21 protein-coding genes are annotated in these 22849 nt (G+C 72.6%); 16 read left to right on the forward strand and 5 right to left on the reverse strand.

Translation table 11 applies throughout. The features are described 5' to 3' along the window. Positions 1-71: 71 nt before the first annotated feature. Positions 72-1547 carry an MFS transporter gene (locus ACFYYT_RS03430; protein ID WP_351827079.1) on the reverse strand — a complete coding sequence of 492 codons (1476 nt, stop codon included), beginning with the start codon at positions 1545-1547 and terminating at the stop codon, positions 72-74. A 201-nt stretch (positions 1548-1748) separates the two neighbouring features. Here ACFYYT_RS03430 and ACFYYT_RS03435 point away from each other — a divergent pair, with 201 nt between their 5' ends. Then, positions 1749-1994, forward strand: a complete 246-nt coding sequence (locus ACFYYT_RS03435) for a protealysin inhibitor emfourin (RefSeq protein ID WP_351827076.1) — start codon at positions 1749-1751, stop codon at positions 1992-1994. A 114-nt stretch (positions 1995-2108) separates the two neighbouring features. Here ACFYYT_RS03435 and ACFYYT_RS03440 read toward each other — a convergent pair whose 3' ends face one another. After that, positions 2109-3473, reverse strand: a complete 1365-nt coding sequence (locus tag ACFYYT_RS03440; protein ID WP_351827074.1) for an NAD(P)/FAD-dependent oxidoreductase — start codon at positions 3471-3473, stop codon at positions 2109-2111. A gap of 323 nt (positions 3474-3796) precedes the next feature. Between ACFYYT_RS03440 and ACFYYT_RS03445 the strand changes: the two genes are divergently transcribed. From ACFYYT_RS03445 to ACFYYT_RS03480, 8 genes are all read left to right on the forward strand, one after another. Further along, positions 3797-5509, forward strand: a complete 1713-nt coding sequence (locus ACFYYT_RS03445) for a PP2C family protein-serine/threonine phosphatase (protein ID WP_351827071.1) — start codon at positions 3797-3799, stop codon at positions 5507-5509. Positions 5510-5543: 34 nt separating this feature from the next. Continuing rightward, positions 5544-6353 carry an alpha/beta hydrolase gene (locus tag ACFYYT_RS03450; RefSeq protein ID WP_351827068.1) on the forward strand — a complete coding sequence of 270 codons (810 nt, stop codon included), beginning with the start codon at positions 5544-5546 and terminating at the stop codon, positions 6351-6353. Further along, complete coding sequence (locus ACFYYT_RS03455) at positions 6353-7609, forward strand: SpoIIE family protein phosphatase (protein WP_351827065.1); 1257 nt, start codon at positions 6353-6355, stop codon at positions 7607-7609. The genes ACFYYT_RS03450 and ACFYYT_RS03455 overlap by 1 nt, the downstream gene beginning before the upstream one ends. Next, complete coding sequence (locus ACFYYT_RS03460) at positions 7597-7956, forward strand: STAS domain-containing protein (protein WP_351827062.1); 360 nt, start codon at positions 7597-7599, stop codon at positions 7954-7956. The genes ACFYYT_RS03455 and ACFYYT_RS03460 overlap by 13 nt, the downstream gene beginning before the upstream one ends. Positions 7957-7998: 42 nt before the next feature. After that, a complete protein-coding gene (locus tag ACFYYT_RS03465; RefSeq protein WP_351827059.1) occupies positions 7999-8964 on the forward strand; it encodes an LLM class F420-dependent oxidoreductase in 966 nt (321 codons plus the stop codon). Between the two features lie 53 nt (positions 8965-9017). Then, a complete protein-coding gene (locus tag ACFYYT_RS03470) occupies positions 9018-10112 on the forward strand; it encodes a glutamate--cysteine ligase (protein WP_351827058.1) in 1095 nt (364 codons plus the stop codon). 74 nt (positions 10113-10186) lie between these two features. After that, positions 10187-10348, forward strand: a complete 162-nt coding sequence (locus ACFYYT_RS03475; protein ID WP_351827055.1) for a hydrophobic protein — start codon at positions 10187-10189, stop codon at positions 10346-10348. A gap of 127 nt (positions 10349-10475) precedes the next feature. Next, on the forward strand, positions 10476-10844 hold the full coding sequence (locus tag ACFYYT_RS03480) for a PRC-barrel domain containing protein (protein WP_351827052.1): 369 nt from the start codon (positions 10476-10478) through the stop codon (positions 10842-10844). 105 nt (positions 10845-10949) lie between these two features. On the opposite strand, the gene ACFYYT_RS03485 is transcribed toward ACFYYT_RS03480, so the two are convergent. Both ACFYYT_RS03485 and ACFYYT_RS03490 read right to left on the reverse strand, forming a co-directional pair. After that, the gene (locus ACFYYT_RS03485; protein WP_351827049.1) at positions 10950-11294 is read right to left on the reverse strand and encodes an STAS domain-containing protein; all 345 of its coding nucleotides are present in this window, start codon (positions 11292-11294) and stop codon (positions 10950-10952) included. Positions 11295-11382: 88 nt separating this feature from the next. Then, positions 11383-11814 (reverse strand): ATP-binding protein, encoded by a 432-nt coding sequence (locus ACFYYT_RS03490; RefSeq protein ID WP_351827047.1) that lies wholly within the window; start codon positions 11812-11814, stop codon positions 11383-11385. Positions 11815-12003: 189 nt separating this feature from the next. Between ACFYYT_RS03490 and ACFYYT_RS03495 the strand changes: the two genes are divergently transcribed. The 6 genes from ACFYYT_RS03495 to ACFYYT_RS03520 all read left to right on the forward strand — a co-directional run bounded on the left by ACFYYT_RS03495 (position 12004) and on the right by ACFYYT_RS03520 (position 21470). Then, positions 12004-16545: a HAMP domain-containing protein gene (locus tag ACFYYT_RS03495; RefSeq protein WP_351827044.1), complete on the forward strand. Its 4542-nt coding sequence runs from the start codon at positions 12004-12006 to the stop codon at positions 16543-16545. Between the two features lie 43 nt (positions 16546-16588). Further along, positions 16589-19078 carry a SpoIIE family protein phosphatase gene (locus ACFYYT_RS03500; protein ID WP_388606849.1) on the forward strand — a complete coding sequence of 830 codons (2490 nt, stop codon included), beginning with the start codon at positions 16589-16591 and terminating at the stop codon, positions 19076-19078. 122 nt (positions 19079-19200) lie between these two features. Then, entirely contained in the window at positions 19201-19524 is a 324-nt protein-coding gene (locus ACFYYT_RS03505; protein ID WP_351827042.1) for a plasmid stabilization protein, read from the forward strand. Positions 19525-19567: 43 nt separating this feature from the next. Beyond that, a complete protein-coding gene (locus tag ACFYYT_RS03510) occupies positions 19568-20242 on the forward strand; it encodes an HAD family hydrolase (RefSeq protein WP_351827041.1) in 675 nt (224 codons plus the stop codon). Between the two features lie 99 nt (positions 20243-20341). After that, the gene (locus ACFYYT_RS03515; protein ID WP_351827040.1) at positions 20342-20884 is read left to right on the forward strand and encodes a hypothetical protein; all 543 of its coding nucleotides are present in this window, start codon (positions 20342-20344) and stop codon (positions 20882-20884) included. A 1-nt stretch (position 20885) separates the two neighbouring features. Then, positions 20886-21470: a hypothetical protein gene (locus ACFYYT_RS03520; RefSeq protein WP_351827039.1), complete on the forward strand. Its 585-nt coding sequence runs from the start codon at positions 20886-20888 to the stop codon at positions 21468-21470. A 62-nt stretch (positions 21471-21532) separates the two neighbouring features. Here ACFYYT_RS03520 and ACFYYT_RS03525 read toward each other — a convergent pair whose 3' ends face one another. Then, positions 21533-22372: a class II glutamine amidotransferase gene (locus ACFYYT_RS03525; protein ID WP_351827037.1), complete on the reverse strand. Its 840-nt coding sequence runs from the start codon at positions 22370-22372 to the stop codon at positions 21533-21535. Positions 22373-22503: 131 nt separating this feature from the next. Between ACFYYT_RS03525 and ACFYYT_RS03530 the strand changes: the two genes are divergently transcribed. Next, a complete protein-coding gene (locus ACFYYT_RS03530; RefSeq protein WP_351827035.1) occupies positions 22504-22716 on the forward strand; it encodes a hypothetical protein in 213 nt (70 codons plus the stop codon). Positions 22717-22849 lie beyond the last annotated feature (133 nt).

Here is a 22849-nt window from a genome sequence, read left to right on the forward strand (position 1 = left end):
GCCACCACCGGAAGCCCGCCGCCCGCGCGTACGGGCGGCGGGCGGCGGGCGGCGGGCGGCGAGCCGGGCGATCAGGCGGGCGCGTCGCCGGAGGCCGGGGCGGCGGAGAGCGGGGTGGCGATGTCCTCCAGGGACCTGCCCTCCGCGGCGATGGCGAAGAACACGGCGACCAGCCCGGCCGCGACCATGAGCCCGGCTCCGACGCAGAAGGCGATCACGGCGTCGGAGACGACCCCGCTGGAGGTCAGCCCGGCGAAGAGCAAGGGGCCGGAGATGCCGCCGGCCGCTGTGCCGATGGCGTAGAAGAAGGCGATGGCCATCGCCCGGGTCTCCATCGGGAAGATCTCGCTGACCGTCAGGTACGCCGAACTGGCCCCGGCGGAAGCGAAGAAGAGCACCACGCACCAGCAGGCGGTCATCGTCGTGGCGCTGAGCACACCGGCGCCGAACAGCCAGGCGGTGCCGAAGAGCAGCACGCCGGACAGGATGTACGTGCCCGCGATCATCGGGCGGCGGCCGAGCGTGTCGAAGAAGCGGCCGAGCAGCAGCGGGCCGAGCAGGTTCCCGAAGGCGATGACGGCGAAGTAGTAGCCGGTCACGCCGCTGGGCACGTCGAAGAAGGTGACGAGGATGGAACCGAAGCCGAAGGTGATCGCGTTGTAGAGGAAGGCCTGGCCGACGAAGAGGGAGAGGCCGAGGACGGCCCGGCGCGGGTAGGAGCGGAAGACGGTCCTCGCGATCTCGCCGAAGCCGATGCTGTCGCGCTGGGTCACCGTCATGGACCGCTCGGCTTCGGGCAACGGCGTGCCCTTCTCCGCCTCCACCCGCCGCTCGACGTCCGCGACCAGTTCCTCGGCCTCCTCGGACCGCCCGTGGATCAGCATCCACCGCGGGCTCTCCGGTACGTGGCGCCGTACGACGAGGATGACCAGGCCGAGGACGACACCGAGGGCGAAGGTCAGGCGCCAGCCCACCGACGGCGGGAAGAGGTCGGTGTTCAGGGCGGCGACGGAGAGCAGGGCCCCGGCGACGGCGCCCAGCCAGAAGCTGCCGTTGATGATGAGGTCGACACGGCCGCGGTACTTGCTCGGGATCAGTTCGTCGATGGCCGAGTTGATGGCGGCGTACTCACCGCCGATGCCGAAGCCGGTGAGGAAGCGGAACAGGAAGAACCACCAGGCGGAGAAGGAGACCGCGGTCAGCGCCGTCGCCGCCAGGTAGACGCTGAGGGTCACCAGGAAGAGCCTCTTGCGTCCGTAAAGGTCGGTGAGCCGCCCGAAGAACAGGGCCCCCGAGCAGGCACCCGCCACGTACAGGGCGGCGGCGAGGCCCGTGACCTGGGCGTCGGAGATGGCCAGGCCGCTGTCGTCCTCGGAGAGGCGGCTGGCGATGCTGCCGACGATGGTGACCTCAAGGCCGTCCAGGATCCATACGGTCCCCAGCCCGATCACGATCATCCAGTGCCAGCGGGACCACGGCAGGCGGTCCAGGCGGGCGGGCACCCGGGTGGTGACGGTCCCTGAATTTGTTGCGGCGGGTTCGACCATGCACCGCTGTCTGCCCGCTTCGCCCGGCGGCAAACGGTCCGGTCGAGTGGGCGCCGGCCGACGGCCGTCGGCCAAGAGCCGACGCATTCAAGCCCATTCGCACGGTCGCCGGCGCCCCTCGGGGACGGCGGCGGGATCCGGGGCAGACGCGCCCGGGGCAATCAGCCCGAACGCGAATCCGGCTTCCGAAGGAGAACGGTCATGCTGATCAGCGTCACTCGCTCGGGCGGCTTCACCGGCGTGGAGAAGACGCGCGAGGTCGACACCACCGCCCGGCCCGACGCCGCGCAGTGGGAGGGGCTCGCCCGGCGGGTTGTGGAGCCGCCGACGGCGGACGGCTTCCACTACCGCATCACGGTCGACGACCACGTGATCGACCTCGACGAGAGCGCCCTGACCCGTCACCAGCGCGAGCTGATCTCGGCGGTCCTCGCCGAAGGGGCCTGACCGGCGGGGGCGGCCCGCCGCCCGCCGCAGCGAAGGGACCCGGCCGGGTGAGCACCACCCCGGCCGGGTCCCTTCGTGCGCGGGCACCACCCGCGCCCGCCGGACGGCGGCACCTCAGCCGGTGGCGCGCAACCCCCGCGTATGCTCCCGTACCTGCTCCGGCGTCAGGTACGCGTCGGTCTGTTCGAACTCCCGCAGCGCGGGCGGCTTCCCCGACTGGAAACCGGTGCGTACGAAATCGTCCCCGGCCACCGCGTTCAGCAGCCAGTTGGTCATGACCCGGGTCTTGGCCACGTTCGTGCGCAGCGCCGACCAGTGGTAGCCGCGCGCCACGGCCTGGGCGGGCAGGCCGCGCAGCGGGATGCCCAGCGGCTTCGACACGGCGTCGGTGCCCCCGAGGTCGACCACGAGACCGAGGTCCTTGTGCACGTACGGCTTCAGCGGCGCGCCGCGCAGTGAGGCGATCACGTTGTCGGCCAGGGTCCGCCCCTGCCGCTGGGCGTGCTGCGCGGTCGGCGGGCAGATCGCGCCGCTCCCGCCCTTGGCCAGGTCGGGTACGGCCGCCGCGTCCCCGAGGGCGAAGACCCCGGGCGCGTCCGGCACCGTCATCTCGGGGGTGACCACCAGGCGGCCCCGCTCGGTCTCCGCGTCCATCGTGCCGATGAGCGGGCTCGCGGCCACCCCGGCCGTCCAGATCAGGGTGTGGCTGGGCAGCACCCGCCCGTCGGTCAGCGTCACCTCCCGCGGACCGGCCTTGGCGACGCTCACCCCCAGCGAGACCTGGATGCCGCGGCGCCGCAGGATGTCCAGCGCCGCGCGGCCCAGCGAGTCGCCCAGCTCGGGCATCAGCTTGGGTGCCATGTCCAGCAGGTGCCAGCTGATCTGGCGGCGGTCCAGCCGGGGGTAGCGCTTGACCGCGTGATCGGTGAGCCGCTGGAGGCACGCCGCCGTCTCGGTGCCCGCGTAGCCGCCGCCCACCACGATGAAGCACAGCCGGGCGGCGCGTTCCCGCTCGTCCTGGCTGGCGTCGGCGAGGTCGAGCTGGGCGATGACGTGGTCGCGCAGGTACGCGGCCTCGGCCAGGGTCTTCATGCCCCGCGCGTGTTCCAGCAGGCCGGGGATGTCAAAGGTACGGGTGATGCTGCCGGGGGCCAGGACCAGGTGGTCGTACGCCTGGTCGATCACCTCGCCGGTGATCTTGCGGATGATGCAGACCTTCGCCCGGGTGTCGATGCCGATGGCCGTCCCGGGGACGATCCGGGTGCGGTGGCGGCTGCTGCGGCGCAGGGACACGGCGATGGACTGGGGCGTCAGCACCCCGGAGGCCACCTGGGGGAGCAGGGGCAGGTACAGCTGGTAGGCGTTCGGTGTGACCACGGAGATGTCGGCCTCGCCGGGGGACAGCCTGCGCTCCAGACGGCGCACGCATTCCACTCCGGCGAAGCCCGCGCCCACCACGAGGATCCTCGGTCGTGCCACGGTGTCCGTCCTTTCCCAGGGCTGCCAGGTCATCTGACCGCCTGCCCAGTCCAGCGGAGCGTGCACCTCCGGTGCGGCGGCGGTGCCGGAATCGGCGCGAACCTGCCCCGGATGGCCGAGGGGCCGCCCGCTCCCGGGGCGGACCCGCCCCGCCGCTCCCACCCGCGCCGACCTCCGCTCCCGGCCGACCGGCGCGCAACGTGCAACCGCCGCACATCCGAACATCTCGGGCGGGTGCCCCCATCCTGGGAGGACCGGGCACGGCCGCGGCGGACCTGAGGCCGCGGCACGGGCCCGCGCCATCGCGACGCCGAGGACGGACGATGCCCTTCACCCCGCGCGACCCCGACACGCTCAAACTGCTGATCGCCCGTGAGGTGGAGGGCCTGCGCAGTGCCGCGCGCCGGAACGCCGGAGTGCGGACCGCCGAGCCGGCCGAAGCCCCCGGGACGGCCGCCGGGGCCTGCGTGTGCGGCGGCGGCGGGGACCGCGCGCACTCCTGCGGCGCGGCGGCGGGCGAGGAGCACGATCCGTGGGCCTGTCTGTGCGCGACGCTGCCCGCCATCCCGGTCTCCGCGGCCCTGCTCGTCCCCGTACGGGAGGACGGCACGGGCCGCACCGTCGACTTCACCGTCCGGGCCGGGAACCACGTCCGGGCCGCCGACTGGCTCGAAGCCCCCGACCGGCACGCCGGGCGCCGCCTCCTGGAGGTCCAGCCCGGCGCCGCGGCCGGCGGACTGATCGACGCGCTGTCGGGGGTGCTCGACAGCGGCCGCGCGCTGAAGGCCTACGCGGTGGACTACACCGAGCACCGGATGGACGGACTCCACCGCACCCAGCTCCTCTACGACGCGGCGTCCTGCGGGGGCAACGTCCTCGCCACCTGGCGGCCCGCCCGCAACCGCACGGAACTGCTCTCGCTCGACGCCCAGTACATCGCCTCGATGGGCTGGGGCACCTGGGACCTGCTGTCCGGCGCCGTCACCTGGTCGGAGGGGCTGGCCGCGATCTTCCGGACGGAGGCCGGGCTGGCCCTGTCGCTGTCCGAGCTGTGCGACGCGGTCCTGCTGGAGGACGTGTGGCGCTTCGGCAGGCTGCTGACCGGCCTGCTCGACGGGGAGGAGCCGCCCGGCACCGAGATCCGCTTCGACGTGCTCGGCGAGGTCCGCACCCTGCACCTCGTGGGACATCCCGTCATGGCCTCGGACGGGCTCCCCTGGGCCCTGCACCTGATCGCCCGCGATCTGACGGCCCAGGTACGCAGCCGCCAGCGGCTGGCCTCCAGCCGCCGCCAGGGGGAGCGGCTCGCGGAGGAGGCCGCCGCCGAGCGCCGGGTGGCCTCGGTCCTGCGCGAGGCCCTGCTGCCCACGCTCTCCGCGGAACTCGCCGAGTCCGGGCTCTCCGTCGCGACGGCCTACCTGCCCGCCGAGTCCGAAGCCGTCGGCGGCGACTGGTACAAGTGCCGGCGGCTGCCCGACGGCCGGATCCTGCTCGCCGTCGGGGACGCCTGCGGACACGGACTGGACGCCGTGGCCCGCATGGCCCAGCAACGGCACGCCCTCGCGGGACTCGCCCACGCCCCCGGAACCGACGCCGGACAGCTGACCACCTGGCTCAACGAACTGCTCTGCGCCGACCCGGCGGCGCAGACCGCGACCGCGATCATCGGACACATCGACGCGGAACGCACCCTGCGCTGGGCGTGCGCCGGCCACCCCGCGCCCCTGCTGCTGCGCGACGGCCGGGCCCGCCCGCTCGGCACCGCCCACCGGGGCCCCCTCTTCGGTCTGGTCCCGGGCCACGCCTACGCCACCGCGACCGAACCGCTGCGGCCCGGGGACCTCCTCCTGCTCTACACCGACGGCCTGGTCGAGCGGCGGGGCGAGGACATCACCGAAGGGATCGACGCCCTGACCGTCGCCCTCGCGTCCTGCGAGGGGTTGACCGCGCAGGAGACCCTGGACCGCGTCATGGACGGCTTCGCCGTCGCGGACGCCGAGGACGACACCTGCCTGGTGGCGCTCCGGCTCGGCTGACCTCCGGCTCCCGCCGTCTGCGAGGATGAGCCGCATGGATGTCCGGAGCAGGAACCACGTAAGGGTGACCGGCCGCGCCGGCGGGCCGGTGCTGGTGCTGGCCCACGGCTTCGGCTGCGACCAGAACATGTGGCACGCGGTCCTCCCGGCCCTGGAACGCGACCACACGGTGGTGCTCTTCGACCACGTGGGAGCCGGCCGGTCCGACCTGTCGGCATGGAGCCCCGAGCGCTACTCGACGCTGGAGGGGTACGTCGAGGACGTGCTGGAGGTCTGCCGCGAGGCGTCCCCCGGCCCGGTGGTCTTCGTCGGGCATTCGGTGAGCGCGACGATGGGCGTACTGGCCGCGGCGCGGGAGCCGGGGCTCTTCGCGGGGCTGCTGCTGCTGGCGCCCTCGCCCTGCTTCATCGACGACCCCGACACCGGCTACCGGGGCGGCTTCAGCGCCCCGGACATCGAGGAACTGCTGGACTCGCTGGACGCCAACTACCTCGGCTGGTCGGGCGCGATGGCCCCGGTCATCATGGGCAACCCGGACCGCCCCGAGCTCGGGGAGGAGCTGGTCAACAGCTTCTGCCGCACCGACCCCGAGATCGCCCGCGTCTTCGCCCGGGTGACCTTCCTCTCCGACAACCGCGCCGACCTCGCGAAGGTGAGCGTCCCCACGCTCGTCGCCCAGTGCTCCCACGACGCCATCGCCCCGCCGGAGGTGGGCGCCTACGTCCGCGACCAGATCCCCGGCAGCCGCCTCGTCACGCTGACCGCGACGGGACACTGCCCCCAGCTGAGCGCCCCCGACGAGACCGCCGACGTCATCAGAGCGTTCGCGCGGTCGGCCGGCTGATGCACCGGGAGGGCGCACTGGAACCCGAGCGGGACGGGACCCCCGCCTCCGCCCGCTTCTCCGCACTGCTGGAGGACAGCGCCGAGGACCTGTACGAGAACGCCCCGTGCGGCTACCTCTCCACCCTCCTCGACGGACAGATCGCCAAGATCAACTCCCGGCTCCTGGGCTGGCTGGGCTACCGCCGCGAGGACCTCGTCGGCCGGCGGAGCTTCTCCGACCTGCTCACGGTCGGCGGCCGGATCTACCACGAGACGCACTTCGCGCCGCTCCTCGCCATGCAGGGCGAGATCAGCGGGATCGCCCTCGAACTCAAGGCCGCCGACGGCAGCCGGCTGCCGGTCCTGGTCACCTCCACCGTCAAGACGGGCAGCGACGGAGCGCCGCTGCTGATCCGCACCACCGTCTTCGACGCCCGCGACCGCCGCGCCTACGAGACCGAGCTGCTCAGGGCCCGCCAGGAGGCCGAGAGCGAACGCGAACGCCTCAAGCGCCTCAACGCCATCCTCCAGCAGACCCTGCTGCCCCCGGCCCTGTCGGACGTGCCCGGGCTGGAGGTCGCCGCCCACTACCACGTGGCCTCCGCCGACGAGGTCGGCGGCGACTTCTACGACCTCTTCCCGCTCGCCTGCGACCGCTGGGGCCTGTTCCTCGGCGACGTCTGCGGAAAGGGCGCCGGAGCCGCCGCCGTCACCTCCCTCACGCGCTACACCCTGCGCGCGGCGGCCGTCTACGACCCCGACCCGGCGGCCGTGCTCGGCAACCTCAACACCGTGCTGACGCACGAGTACAACCAGCGCGACCCCCGCTTCTGCACCGTCGTCTTCGGCCTGCTCACCCCCGACGGCGACCGGGGCGGCTTCCGCGTCACCCTCGCCGGCGGCGGACACCCTCCGGCCCTGCTGATGCGGGCCGACGGCACGGCCGCGTACCTGCCCACGCCCGGCGGCCAGCTCATCGGCGTCCTGCCGGACGCGCAGATCTCCACCACCACGGTCCGCCTGGCACCCGGCGACACCCTCCTGCTCTACACCGACGGCCTGACCGAGGCCCACACCGCGCTGGCCGGCGGCCGCTACGGCGACGAGGCCCTCCTGGACTTCGCCGCGGAACTGTCCCCGACCACCGCCGACGCAGCGGTCACGGCGATCCGCCGCCTCCTCGACACCTTCGGCACGGGCGTGGACGACGACACGGCCGTCCTGGCCATCCACGCACCCCGACCCACCAGTGAAGAGCCGCCGTGCACCCCCTGAGCGTCCAGACGCACGCCACCCCCGCCGGGCCGGTCGTCGAACTCGCCGGAGACCTGGACCACCACAGCGCGCCCCAGGTCCGCGCCCTGCTGCCCGGCCTGCTGCTCCGCGCCGGGCAACAGCTCGTCGTCGACCTGTCCGGCCTGACCTTCTGCGACTCCAGTGGCATCACCGTGATGATCGCGGCCCGCAACCACGCCGTCGAGGCCCGCGCCCACATCGTGCTGGCCGCCGTCCCCGACCGGGTCCACCGGATCTTCCGCATCGTCGGCCTCGACCGGGTCTTCACCACCTACCCCACCGCCACGGCCGCCGCGGCCGCCTGGCGGCCGCCGGACCCGGTGTAGCCGGGGAGGTTTCGGGCAGCCGGTGGCGGTTAGGCGCGGCACATGGTGAAAATCGGGTACACGATGATGACCGAGCAGGCCGGCCCGCGCGAACTGGTGTCCCACGTGGTGGGGGCCGAGCGGGCGGGATTCGACTTCTCCGTGATCTCCGACCACTCCTTCCCATGGCTGGAGTCACAAGGGCACGCTCCGTACGCGTGGAGCGTGCTCGGCGCGGCCGCGCAGGCCACCTCCCGCATCCCCCTCATGACGTACGTGACCTGTCCGACCTTCCGCTACCACCCGGCGGTCGTCGCGCAGAAGGCCGCGACGCTGCAGATCCTCTCCGAAGGCCGGTTCCGGCTGGGGCTGGGCTCGGGGGAGAACCTCAACGAGCACATCGTCGGCGCCGGCTGGCCCGCCGCCCACGTCCGCCTGGAGATGCTGGAGGAGGCCGTCGACATCATCCGGCGCATGTTCGCCGGCGGATACGTCAGCCATCACGGCGCGCACTTCGACGTCGAGAACGCCCGGCTCTGGGACCTCCCCGACCAGCCACCGCCCATCGGGATCGCCGTCTCCGGGCCCCGCTCCTGCGCACTCGCCGGACGCCACGCCGACCTCGTGATCGCCACCGAACCCGAGCCGGAGCTCCTGGAGCGCTTCGACGCGCACGGCGGATCGGGCAAACCGCGCGTCGGCCAGCTCCCCGTCAGCTACGACCCCGACCGCGCGGCCGCCGTGGCACGGGCCCACGACCAGTTCCGCTGGGCCCTGGGAGGCTGGAAGGTCAACGCCGAGCTCCCCGGCCCGGAGGGCTTCGCGCAGGCCGCCGCCCACACCCGGCCCCGGGACGTCGCCGACGCCATCCCCTGCGGCGACGACGTGGGCACCTTCGTCGACGCGGTGCGCCCCTACGTAGAGGCGGGATTCACCGAGGTCGCCCTCGTCCAGATCGGCGGCGACCACCAGGAACCCTTCCTGAAGTGGGCCGCGGCCGAACTGCTGCCCGCCCTGCGCGCCCTGTGAGGACCACCCCCGGGGACAGGGGTGATCTTGGCGTATCCGGGTAGCCCCAGACCGTGATCACGGTAGGCGTCGAAGAGGAATACCTGTTGGTGGAGGCCGCCCACGGGCTGCCCGTCCCCCTGGTGGAGGAGGTGCGGCGCACCGCGGGCATCGGACCCCTCGCCGAGCGGGGCGAGATCCAGGACGAGCTGCTCCAGGCCCAGGTCGAGGTGGCCACACCGGTGTGCGAGAGCCTGGAGGAGGTCGGCGGCCACCTGCTGCGGCTGCGCCACGCGGTGGGCTCGGCGGCGGAGGAGAACGGCTGCCGGATCGCCGCCACGGGGGCCGCGCCGCTCCGAGGGGCCGGTCCGGTCCCCGTGACACCGACCCCCCGCTACCTCAAAATGGCGGGCGAGGCCCGCCAGCTCGTGGACGACCAGCTGATCTGCGGGATGCACGTGCACGTGGCGGTCCCCGACCCGGAGACCGGCGTGGAAGTGCTGAACCGCATCCGGGTCTGGCTGCCCACGCTGCTGGCCATGTCGGCGAACTCCCCGCTGTGGGACGGCCGGGACACCGGCTTCGCCAGCTGGCGCACCCTCGTGTTCGGACGCTGGCCCGTGAGCGGTCCGCCGCCCTTCTTCGGCGGCATCGGCGACTACGAACAGCGCCTGGAGGCGCTGGTGGCGTCCGGGGCGATCGCCGACCGGGGACAGGTCTACTGGCAGGCCCGGCTCTCCGACCGCTACCCCACCGTCGAGGTGCGCTGCCTGGACGTCCAGCTCCGCCCCGACGACGCCGTGATGTTCGCCGGCATCGTCCGCGCCCTCGTCGCCACGTCGATCGCCGAGGCCAAGGCGGACATCCCGCCGATCGTCTCCACGCCCGAGCTGGTGCACGCGGCGAACTGGCACGCGGCCCGCCACGGTCTGGGCGGCACGCTGCTGGACCCGGGCGGCCACCCGCACAGCAGCGGGGACGTGCTGTGCGCGCTGCTGCGCCACATCACCCCGGCCCTGGAGGACGCGGGCGACCTGCGCGAGGTGAGCTCGCTCGTCCACCGGCTGCTGCGCGAGGGCACCCCCGCCGACCGCCAGCGGCGGGCCCTGGCCGACGCCGGGATGGCGGGCCTGATCGGTCTGATCACGGGAGCCCATTCCACCGGGTGAATGGCGGAATTCCCCGGGCGCAGGTGTGTGAGCGGAAGAACGCGGGGCACACGTGAGTTCGGAGGTTGATAATCATGGTTCCCCTGCTTCTCGTTCTTCTGCTGGTCCTGCTTCTCTTCGGCGCGGGTTTCGCCCTGAAGATTCTCTGGTGGGTCGCGATCGCCGTCCTGGTGTTGTGGCTGATCGGCTTCGTCGCCCGCCCCAAGACTGGCGGCGGACGCTGGTACCGCTGGTAAGCGCGCGATAGCCGCGCACGACGGACGAAGCCGCGCACGACGGACAAACATGGCGGACGGAATGGGGAGGCGGCAGATATGGCCTGCCGCCTCCCGTTCATCTGTTTATCGGAGGAGTTGTTTTCGCGTGACGGAACAAACGTGGAGTTACAAGCCGACTTCCGGTTATCTGCCGGGTGATGACCTGACCGGTTTCACGGTCGAGGCCGTCGACGGGAGCGTCGGAAAGGTCGACAAACACTCCGACGAGGTCGGTGACGCCTACCTGGTCGTCGACACCGGGGCCTGGATCTTCGGCAAGGAGGTCCTCCTGCCGGCCGGCACGGTGATCCGGGTCGAGACCGCGGACAAGAAGGTCTTCGTCGGCCGGACCCGCGACCAGATCAAGAACGCTCCCGAGTTCCGCCGCGACGAGCACCTCGCCGACGCGGGTTACCGCGAGGAACTCGCCGTCCACTACGGCCCGGACATCCCCTTCGGCGGCCGTCCCGTCTGACGCCCGGCCGCGCGCCCGCGCACGACGTGAGAACACGACGTGGAGAAGGGGGCCCGAACCGAACCGGTTCTGGCCCCCTTTTGCCACGTGCCGTACCGGACGCGGTCAGGCCCGGACGGCCTCATCGAGCGTGGTGTGCAGGTCCAGGACCGTGTCCGCGCCGGTCAGGGCGAGGAGCCGGACGAGCTGCTGGCGGGGCGCCGCGATGCGCAGCCGGGTGATCCGGTGGACGCGCAGCAGCATGTTCAGGCACGTCGAGTCGGCGAAGGTGACGGCGGAGGCGTCGAGGACCACGGTGGGATGGAGGTTCCCCGCTTCGACGAGCGTCTCGTTGAGCGGACCGATCGTCTCGCTGTCGAGTTCGCCGCGTGCGGCGACGACCCAGATCCCGTCGATGGCGTAGCTGTCGCCGACCGGGCCCTGCGGTCGGCCCCGCATCTCGTCCGACATGTCGTGTCCCCTCGCGCGTTCGGTCGGATGAAGTATGCACGGCCCTGCGGACGGACCGTGCGGCCGGGGACGGCCCGGCCGTGGGCGGTCAGCCGCCGAGTTCGAGGTGCGCGTGCACGGCCTTGCCGTACGGGAGCGCCTCCACCTCGACCTTCGCGGCCAGTTCGTGGATCAACGGCCAGCCGAAGCCGCCTGGCTGCCAGGCCGGGGAGGCCCTGTCCACCGGGGACCGCGGGCTCGCGTCCTCGACGGTGACCCGTACGCCCGTGCCCGTACGGGCCAGCCGGAAGGCGCGGACGCCACCGGCATGGCGCTGGGCGTTGGTGACCAGCTCCGTCACGATCAGGAGCGCGGCGTCCATCTGCTGCCCCTCGCCCAGACCCTGCTCCGTCAGGAATGCGCGCGTGCGCGAGCGTGCCTCGGCGCCGGTGAGGTCGGGACCGGGTGGGACCGCCGCCTCCGGCACCGTTGGCTCGGGCTCGCTGCCCGCCGAGTGGTGCTCACCAGACCCGCCCCGCATACTCTCCCCCTGCTGTCGGCGTCGTTCGGCAGCTCACCGTACTACTCGCCGATACCTCCGTCGCGTACGGCGATTCCGCGGGGGAGGGTAGCCTTCAGATATTTGTCGGCTATTTGTCGGCGGCGAGGGCCGCCGCGCACGGATTCAGGGGGCACGATGTCACAGCCGGCTGCGGAAGGTACGGGTCTCATGGGCGCGCCGGAGGGCCAGGCGGTGCCCGGCGCGGTGGGGGAGCCGGAGCTGCGCCAGTTGCTGGCGGGTCTGACCGCCGTGCGCGACGGGGACTTCGGAACCCGGCTGCCCGACCGTGCCGACGGACTGCTCGGCGAGATCGCCACGGTCTTCAACGGCATGGTCGACCAGTTGTCCCTGTTCACCTCCGAGGTCACGCGCGTGGCACGCGAGGTGGGCACGGAGGGGACGCTGGGCGGCCAGGCCGAGGTGCCGGGAGTATCGGGCACCTGGGCGGATCTCACCGACTCGGTGAACGCCATGGCCGGCAACCTCACCTCCCAGGTCCGTGACATCGCCCAGGTGGCGACGGCCGTCGCCCGCGGCGATCTCTCGCAGAAGATCGACGTGGACGCGCGCGGGGAGATCCTGGAGCTGAAGAACACCGTCAACACGATGGTGGACCAGCTCTCGGCCTTCGCGGACGAGGTCACCCGCGTCGCCCGCGAGGTCGGCAGCGAGGGAAGGCTGGGCGGCCAGGCCCAGGTGCCCGGGGTCGCGGGCGTGTGGCGGGACCTGACGGACTCCGTTAACTTCATGGCCGGCAACCTCACCGACCAGGTCCGGAACATCGCCCAGGTGACCACGGCGGTGGCCAAGGGGGACCTGTCGCAGAAGATCGCGGTGGACGCGCGCGGGGAGATCCTGGAGCTGAAGAACACCATCAACACGATGGTCGACCAGCTCTCGGCCTTCGCGGACGAGGTCACCCGCATGGCCCGCGAGGTCGGCACCGAGGGCATCCTCGGCGGCCAGGCCGACGTCAAGGGGGTCTCCGGCACCTGGCGGGACCTGACGGACTCGGTCAACTTCATGGCCGGCAACCTCACCGCGCAGGTCCGCTCCATCGCCCAGGTCGCCACGGCGGTGGCCAAGGGGGACCTGTCGCAGAAGATCGCGGTGGACGCGCGCGGGGAGATCCTGGAGCTCAAGAGCACCATCAACACGATGGTCGACCAGCTCTCGGCCTTCGCGGGCGAGGTCACCCGCGTCGCGAGGGAAGTGGGCACGGACGGCAGGCTCGGCGGCCAGGCCGACGTCAAGGGGGTCTCGGGCACCTGGCGGGACCTGACGGACTCCGTGAACTTCATGGCCGACAACCTGACCGCGCAGGTCCGCTCCATCGCGGAGGTCACCACGGCCGTCGCGCAGGGGGACCTGTCACAGAAGATCCGGGTGGACGCCCGGGGCGAGATCCTGGAGCTGAAGGAGACCATCAACACGATGGTCGACCAGCTCTCCGCGTTCGCTGACGAGGTCACCCGCGTCGCCCGCGAGGTCGGCACCGAGGGCAACCTCGGCGGCCAGGCGACGGTCCGGGGGGTCTCCGGCACCTGGAAGGACCTCACCGACAACGTCAACGTCATGGCCTCCAACCTGACGGGCCAGGTCCGCTCCATCGCCCAGGTGGCCACGGCCGTCGCCCGTGGCGACCTCTCGCAGAAGATCACCGTGGAGGCCAAGGGCGAGGTCGCGGCCCTGGCGGGCGTCATCAACACCATGGTCGACACGCTCTCCGCGTTCGCCGACGAAGTGACCCGCGTGGCCCGCGAGGTCGGCACCGAGGGCCGGCTCGGCGGACAGGCCCACGTACCGCACGTCGCCGGTACCTGGAAGGACCTCACCGACAACGTCAACTCCATGGCGAACAACCTCACCGGCCAGGTCCGCAACATCGCCCTGGTCACCACCGCCGTGGCCAACGGCGACCTCTCCAAGAAGATCGACGTCGACGCCCGAGGCGAGATCCTCGAACTGAAGACGACCATCAACACGATGGTCGACCAGCTCTCCGCCTTCGCCGCCGAGGTCACCCGCGTCGCCCGGGAGGTCGGCAGCGAGGGCCGGCTCGGCGGCCAGGCCGAGGTGGAAGGGGTCTCCGGCACCTGGAAGCGCCTCACGGAGAACGTCAACGAGCTGGCCGGGAACCTCACCCGGCAGGTCCGCGCGATCGCCGAGGTCGCCAGCGCCGTCGCCGAGGGCGACCTGACGCGCTCCATCACCGTGGACGCCTCCGGTGAGGTCGCGGAACTCAAGGACAACATCAACTCCATGGTGGGATCGCTGCGCGAGACCACCCGGGCCAACCAGGAACAGGACTGGCTCAAGTCCAACCTGGCCCGCATCTCCTCCCTGATGCAGGGGCACCGCGACCTCGCCGTCGTCGCCGAACTCGTCATGGACGAGCTCTCGCCCCTGGTGTCGGCCAGCTACGGAGCCTTCTACCTGGCCGAGGAGACCGACTCGGAGACCTGGCTGACCCTCCTCGGCTCGTACGGCCGGCCGGCGGACAGCCCCGCCACCGTACGGTTCCGGCGCGGCGACACCCTCGTCGGCCAGGCCGCCCGCAGCCGTCGCACCATCGCCATCGACGACCTGCCCGCCGGCTACCTCATCTCCTCCGGTCTGGGCCAGGCCGCGCCCGCCAGCCTCGTCGTCCTGCCCATCGTGGTCGAGGAACAGGTGCTCGGCGTCATCGAGCTCGCCTCCTTCCGCGCCTTCACGGCCGTCCACCGGGACTTCCTCGGCCAGCTGATGGAGGCCATCGGGGCCAACGTCAGCACGATCGTCGCCAACGCGCGCACCGACGAACTGCTCGGCGAGTCCCAGCGCCTCACCGCCGAACTCCAGGCCCGCTCCACCGAACTCCAGGTCCAGCAGGACGAACTCCAGCGCTCCAACGCCGAACTGGAGGAGAAGGCCGCCCTGCTCGCCAGTCAGAACCGGGACATCGAGGCCAAGAACCTGGAGATCGAACAGGCCCGCCAGGAGCTGGAGGACCGCGCCCAGCAGCTCTCGCGGGCCTCCAAGTACAAGTCCGAGTTCCTGGCCAACATGAGCCACGAACTGCGCACCCCGCTCAACAGCCTGCTCATCCTCGCCCAGCTCCTGGCCCAGAACCCCACGCGCAACCTCACCTCGAAGCAGGTCGAGTACGCGGGCATCATCCACTCGGCGGGCTCCGACCTGCTCCAGCTCATCAACGACATCCTCGACCTGTCCAAGGTCGAGGCGGGCAAGATGGACATCAACCCCGAACGGGTGGCCATCAAGCAGCTCCTCGACTACGTCGAAGCCACCTTCCGGCCGCTGACCAGCCAGAAGAGCCTCGGCTTCGAGATCACCACGGCCCCCGGGGTACCGGTGGACCTGCTCACCGACGACGCCCGGCTCCGGCAGATCCTGCGCAACCTGCTGTCCAACGCGGTGAAGTTCACCGAGCACGGCCGGGTCGAGCTGCACATCGAACCCGTCGCCGCCGACGACCTCCCGCCCGGCCTGGCCCCGCAGCAGGCCATGGTGGCCTTCCGCGTCAAGGACACCGGCATCGGGATCGCCGAAGCGCAGCTGGAGACCGTCTTCGCCGCGTTCCAGCAGGCCGACGGCACCACCAGCCGCAAGTACGGCGGCACCGGACTGGGCCTCTCCATCAGCCGAGAGATCGCCCACCTCCTCGGCGGCGCCGTCACGGCCCGCAGCGCGCTCGGCGAGGGCTCCGTCTTCACCCTCTACCTGCCCATCGCCCGGCCCGACTTCGCCGCCCGGGAACTGCCCACGGCCGAGTCCGGCACGGCGGAGGCGACGGACGGACCCGTCTCCGGGACCACCGCGGCCGCCCCGCTGCCCGTACCGCACCAGCGCCGGCTCCTGATCATCGAGGAGCGGCCCAACGGGCTGCTCACCCTCGTCGCCGAAAGCGCCTCCCAGGACCTGGCCCAGGGACGCGGCCCCGCGGGCGACCAGGACACCGTCGAGGTCGTCACCGTCACCAGCTCCCAGGACGCGGCCGCCGCCCTCGCCAGCGCCCCGGTCCACTGCGTCGTGCTCGACCTCGGCCTGTCCCGCGACGGCGCCATCCGCTTCCTCGACGCCCTCGACGGGGACGCCGCCCTGTCGGCCACGCCGGTCCTCGCGCACGGCACCAGCCGTCTCTACGCGGAACAGGAACGCGAACTCCAGCAGCACGTCTCCAGGCGCCCCCTCGAACTCCTCTCCAGCCTGGACGAACTGAGGGAGCGCATCACCCTGCACCTGTCCGCCGAACAGGCCGCCGACGTCCTCCCGCTGGTCCGCCAGCAGACCGGCAGCCACCTCGCCCACGTCATCGAGGGGGAGCTGACGGGGCGCACCGTCCTCGTGGTCGACGACGACTCGCGCAACCTGTACGCGATCACCGGCATCCTCGAACTCCACGGCATCCGCGTCCTGCACGCCGAGAACGGACGCAAGGGCATCGAGACCCTCCTCGCCAACCCCGGGGTCGACCTGATCCTGATGGACGTGATGATGCCGGAGATGGACGGCTACGCCGCGACCGGAGAGATCCGCAGCATCCCCCGCTACGCCGACCTCCCCATCATCTCCGTCACCGCCAAGGCGATGCCGGGCGACCGGGAGAAGAGCTTCGCGGCGGGAGCCAGCGACTACGTGACCAAGCCCGTGGACGCCGACGACCTCATCGGCCGGGTCCGCCGCTGGATCGTCCGCGACCCCGCGTGAGCGGGCCGCAGTCCGCGAGGCCCATCGCCCCCCACCGCCCCAGATGACGAGGAACCCCGTGAACCACGTGCCGGACGTCGGCGACCCGCACGCCCCCACCCGTACGCCCGGCCCCCGGCGCCCCACCGCCGAGGCCGAGCCGGTGCCGCCGGCCGCCGTGGCGCACCAGGACGCCGAGCCGCCGCCGGCCGCCCCGGCGCACCAGCACGCCGAGGCGGGGCGGCTCGCCGCCGCCGTCGAACGCCTGCGCGCCGAAGTCCGGGACGCCCAGAACGCCGCCGACGGGCGGGCCCTCGTCGAGATGGCCAAGGGAGTCCTGATGGGACGCCTCGGCTGCGGTCCGGCCGAGGCCGCGCACCAGCTGGCCACCCTCGCGGAGCGCTCCGGCACCGAACCGCTCGCACTGGCCGTGGAAGTCATCAACGAGGCGGCCGGCGACCGGGTCAGCCAGATCGCCACGGAATTCCTCGCCCGCGCCGCTCAGGACCACGCCGACGAGGGCCGGACCACGGCCCTGCGGCTGCGCAGCGCGGAGAGCCGCGTGCTGGCCTCCCCGGACGCCCGGTCCGTCGCCGTCGCCCTCCTGGAGAACGCCCTCGCGCCGCTCGGCGCGACCGGCGTGGCGATCTGGCTCGCCGACGCCGACTCCTCCCTCAGCCTCGTGGGCCAGGCGGGGTTCACCGACGAGGAAGCCGCGCGCTGGCGCTACGTACCTCCGGAGGTCGCCACCTGCGCCCGCCTGGCCCTCTCCGGCCGGGAACCCGCCTTCATCGCCTCCCTCGCGGACGGGGGCCTGCCCACCATCGGCCGCCGCAGGCACCCCGAGGGCGCCCGCCTCGCGGTGCCCGCCGGCACGGGCGGCCGCATCATCGGGGTGGTGGAGGTCGCCTGGCCCCAGCCCCAGCCCCCCCAGCCGCCCCGGATCGTCCGGCAGATCGAGGCGCTGGCCGAGCTGTGCGCCCGTACCCTCGACGACGCCTGCCCCACCCCGTACGAGGGCCCGGCCCAGGCCCCGCCCGGGACGGGGATGGCGGAGCTCGCCGACCTCAGCGAGAACCTCCACGACCCCGCCCTGATCCTCACCCCCCTTCTCGACTCCCGGGGCCACCTCGCCGACTTCCGGATCCACCACGCCAACGCCCACTTCGTGGACCCGGCCGGCCGGCCCACCGGCGCCGTCGTCGGCTCCCTCTTCCTGGAGGCGTACGCCTTCGCCGAGGCGGACGGCCTGTTCGAGAAGATCGAGCGGGTCCACGCGACGGGAGAACCGCTGCGCACCGAGCGCATGTCGCTGACCGCCGTCGTGGACCAGGTCCCCCTGACCTCCTTCGCCGACATCGGCATCAGCCGCCACGGCGAGGCGCTGCTGCTGCTGTGGCGGGTCGAGGACGAGACGGCGCGGCTGGCGAGCCTGCTCGGGCACGCCCAACGGCTCGGGCGCGTCGGCGGTTTCGAGGAGAGCGTCGTCAGCGGCCGGATCACCTGGAACGGACAGCTCTTCGCCCTCTACGGGCTGCCCCCCACCTCCCGGCCCGTCCCGCTGCGCGACCTCCCCGCCCACGCCCACCCCGACGACTCCATCGCCATCACCCGCTTCCTGCGGACCCTGCTGCACCACCGCCGCGAAGCCTCCGTCGACCTGCGGCTGCGCCGCCCCGACGGCATCACGCGGCACGTCCGCATCGTGGCCGAGCCCGCCCTCGACTCCCAGGGGGTCCTCCACGCCGTCCGGGGCGCCTACCAGGACATTTCCTCCCAGCACTGGACCGAGGTCGCCCTCGCCGCCACCCGCGACCGGCTGGCCCACAGCGAGGCCGAAACCGTCGAACGCACCCGCCTGACCCTCCAGCTCCAGCACGCGATCATGCCGCTCGCGCCCGCCCCGCTGGAGGTCCCCGGCATGCGCGTGGCCGTGCGCTACCGGCCCGCGGAGGAAGAGGCCCTGGTGGGCGGCGACTGGTACGACGCCACCGTCCTGCCCAGCCGGTCCATCCTGCTGTGCGTGGGCGACGTGGCGGGCCACGGCATCGAGGCCGCCACCGGCATGGTCATCCTGCGCAACGCCCTGCGCGGCCTCGCCGTGACCGGGGCCGGCCCCGCGCAGTTGCTCACCTGGCTGAACGCCGTCGCCCACCACCTCACCGACCAGGTGACCGCCACCGCCGTCTGCGGGATCTACGACCCCGTCACCCGCGTCCTGCGCTGGGCCCGCGCGGGCCACCTGCCGCCGGTCCTGGTCCGCCGCGGCGCCGCAGAGGTGTTCCCCCTCACCGGCGGCCTCCTGCTCGGAGCGCTGCCGGAGACCGTCTACACCGAGCAGGAGATCCAGCTCGAACCGGACGACACCCTGCTCATGTACACCGACGGCCTCGTGGAGCGGCGCGACACCTCCGTCGCGGAGACCCTGAGCCACCTCATCGCCGTCGCCGCGCAGGAGGCGCCCAGCCTGGAGGGGCGGCTGGACCACCTGCTCACCTACAGCCGCTCCGACACCGACGACGACACCTGCCTGATCGGCATCCAGGTGAGGTGAGCGGCCCGATGACGCGTGCGCGGGCGGGCAGCGGGTAGGCGCCCCCCGGCTCCGGTGACCGTCAGCGCGCGGCCGAGCAGCGGCCGCGCCGCGGTGCCGCGGCGCACGAGGAGGAAGTCGTCATGCCCCGAGGGTCCAGCCCCAAGCGCGAGCGCCAGTACGAGCACATCAAGGAGAGCGCGCGGGAGCGCGGCGAGAGCCCGGCCCGCGCCGAGGAGATCGCCGCCCGCACGGTCAACAAGGAGCGGGCCCGGGCGGGGGAGTCGAAGACCGCGAGCAAGAGCTCGATCGAGGACATGTCCTCCTCCCGGCGCGGCGGGCTGCACTCCCACAGCGGAGCGAGCGGCCCCACCTACGACCAGCTCTACGCGGAGGCCAAGCGCCGCAATGTGCACGGCCGCTCGACGATGAACAAGGCCGAGCTCAAGCGCGAACTCGGCGACTGAACCCGGCGACCGAATCAGGAGACCGAACCGTACGGGAGGCACCGTGAACCGCGCCGCGCTGTTCGATGTGGACGGCACCCTCGCCGACACCAATCACCTGCACGTCGTCTCCTGGTGGGAGGCATTGCGGCAGGCCGGCCACGACGTCGTCATGCACGACATCCACCGCGCCATCGGCCTGCCCGGCGAAGACCTCCTGGCGCACCTGCTGGGCGAGGGGCGCGACCCGGACGGGGACCCCGCGCTCAGCGCCGCGCACAGCACCCTCTACGCCACCTGGTTCGACCGGCTGGCCGCCTTCGACTCGGCGGCCGCGCTGCTGCGCGAGCTGGACCGGCGCGGCTGGCGGGTGGTGCTCGTGACCTCCGCCCAGGACAGGGAACTCGACGCGCTCAGGCGGGCCCTGGGGGCCGACGACGCCATTGCCGCGACCGCCAGCTCCGACGACGTGGAACGGGGCAAGCCCGCTCCCGATCCGGTGCGGCACGCCCTCGGCCTGGTCGGGGCGTCCGCGCGGGGCTCCGTACTCGTCGGGGACACCGTCTGGGACATGAAGGCGGCCACCCGCGCCGACGTCACCTGCGTGGGGCTGCTCTGCGGCGGCATCCCGCGCGCCGACCTCGAAGGGGCCGGCGCCCGCGCCGTCTACCGGCACCCCGCCGATCTGCTCGCGCACGTCGACGACAGTCCCTTCGGCGGCCCCGCGGACGGGGATTGACCCCTCCGGAGGCCCGGCCCCCGCGTTTGCCCGGGGGCTGGGCGGGCAGGCGCGTCGACACACAGGGGATGGCCGATGGCCCCGGGATGGAGGCCGGACATGTCGACAAGCATGTTGATCATCATCATCGTCGTCGCGGTACTCGTGGTGCTCGCGCTCACCGCGCTCATGGGCATGCTGGCCCGACGACGCCACCTGCGCAACCGGTTCGGTCCCGAATACGAGCGCGCCGTCGACGAGAAGGGGGGCAAGCTCGCCGCCGAGCGGGACCTGCGGGCCCGCGAGGAACGGCACGACGAGCTGGACATCAAGGAACTCTCGCCCCAGCGGCGCGACGAGTACGCGCAGGAGTGGCGCGGCGTCCAGGAGCACTTCGTGGACCGTCCCGACGGGGCGGTGTCCGAGGCCGACGCGCTCGTCTCCCGGCTGATGGGGGAGCGCGGATACCCGACGGACGGCTACCACGGCGCCGTCCGCGACCTGTCGGTCGAGCACGGACGCACGCTGGAGCACTACCGGGCCGCACACGACGTCAAGGTGCGCAGCGGAGACGGACAGGCGACGACGGAGGAGCTGCGGGGTGCCATGGTCCACTACCGCGCCCTGTTCGAGGACCTGCTGACCGACCAGAGGAGCCGATGACATGCAGACCCACGAGGACATGGACGGCCGCGGAAGCGGCCCCGGCCTGACCACCGAGGACCTGGCGCACCCCGGTGCGGGCGGCGCCGGTCAGGCGCCCCTCTACCCGGGCGAGGCCACCGCGGGCCGGACGGGCGACACGTTGCGCGAGGACGACGAGCGGGACGCCGGCGCCGGCCTGCGCGACGCCGATGACATACGCGGTGACGACGTAGGCGGTGCCGACGCAGGCGGTGACGGCAGGCGCGGTGACGGCGTACGCGGTGACGACACGCGCCAGGACCGGGCCGACGGGTCCGGACCGGCCGCCGGTGAGACCGAACCGCTGCTCGACATCGGCGAGGCGGAGCAGTACCGCGTGACGTGGAGCGAGATCCAGGGCCGGTTCGTCGACGACCCCCAGGACGCGGTCCGGTCGGCCGACACCCTGGTGGCCGAGGTCATGCAGACCCTGGCCGGTACGTTCTCCACCCGCAAGCAGGGCCTCCAGGAGCAGTGGGACCGCGGCGAGCAGGTGGCCACGGAGGACCTGCGGCTCGCCCTGCAGCAGTACAGGTCGTTCTTCAACCGGCTGCTCAACACCTGAGCCGCCGCCACGCCTGAGCCCCGTCCGGCCGGACGGGGCTCAGGCGCGTGTGCGCACGGCCCTCACAGCGGCTCGGGGAAGAACGGGTGGTAGTCCGCGTGCGGGCTGGACGGGATCACGGCGTAGCTTGCCTCGGGCAGCTCGTTCCACACCCCGTGCAGGTCCCCCAGCGGCTCGGACACCACCATGCGGGTGTCGTCGGAGATCGCCTGGAGGTAGGCCACCTCCGGGTGGAGGTGGCGTACGTTCTCCGCCCGGCTGCTGTAGAAGAGCGAGCGGGACCTGCCCAGGCTGGAGTAGCGGAACGCCCACACGCACTCGCCGTTGCTCACGGCCACCGTCATCTGGAGCGGATCCGGCACCCCGTGTTCCTTGCCGAGGTGCTCCACCAGGCCCGCCATCCGGGCCACCGCGCCCGGGACGTCCTGGTCGAGGCCGTAGGTCACCGCCAGGTAGAACATCACCTCGGAGTCCGTGGACCCTTCGATGCAGGGGAAGAGCGCCGGGTCGACCGCCATGCACAGGTCGCGCTGCAACCGCGGGAAGTCCGCGATGGCCCCGTTGTGCATCCACAGCCAGCGCCCGTGGCGGAACGGATGGCAGTTGGTCTGCTGGATCGCCGAACCGGTGGAGGCCCGTACGTGCGCGAAGAACAGCGGCGAGCGGACGTGCGCGGCGAGCTCGCGCAGGTTGCGATCGCTCCAGGCGGGACCGATGTCGCGGAACACCGCCGGCGTCCCGTCGCCGTCCGGGCTGTACCAGCCGATGCCGAATCCGTCGCCGTTGGTCGACTCGACCCCCATCCGGGCATGGAGGCTCTGGTTGATCAGCGAGTGCTCCGGGCGGTAGAGCACGGCGTCGAGCAGCATCGGCGTGCCCGAGTAGGCGAGCCAGCGGCACATCCGCACCACCCCTTTCGCGGCCTGCTCCGAGCCTAGCGCCGACGGCGGCCCGCTTCCCGTCGCCGGGCGGTCTGAGAACCGTGTGACCGGGTAGTCGCAGGAGACCAGCGGTACTACCGAAGGAGGTCGAGATGACGGAACACGAGAAGTCCCGGAACCACCCGCGGACCACTCCGTCCCAGGCGGAGGGCGAGAGCGGGGACCGGGAGGCCCGGCAGCAGGCGGACGACGCCGTCGTAGGGGGCTCCGGGGACGGCGACGCCGACGCGGGGGGCCACCGGGCCAAGCGGCAGCGTCCGGGCGTCGGCCGCGAGGAGCAGGCCGAACCGGACGGGCAGCACTGAGGCCCCCACGGCGGCCGCCGCGGCCGGGATCGCCCGTCCGGGTGGCCCGCCCCGGCGGGCCGTCGTGCGCGGGCCGTCCGCCGGTCCGCCGGCCGCCGGTCCACCGGTCGCCGGGGAACCGGACCCCGTAAGT

The sequence above is a fragment of the Streptomyces sp. NPDC002032 genome, assembly GCF_042890765.1.
In the GTDB taxonomy this organism is placed as follows: domain Bacteria; phylum Actinomycetota; class Actinomycetes; order Streptomycetales; family Streptomycetaceae; genus Streptomyces.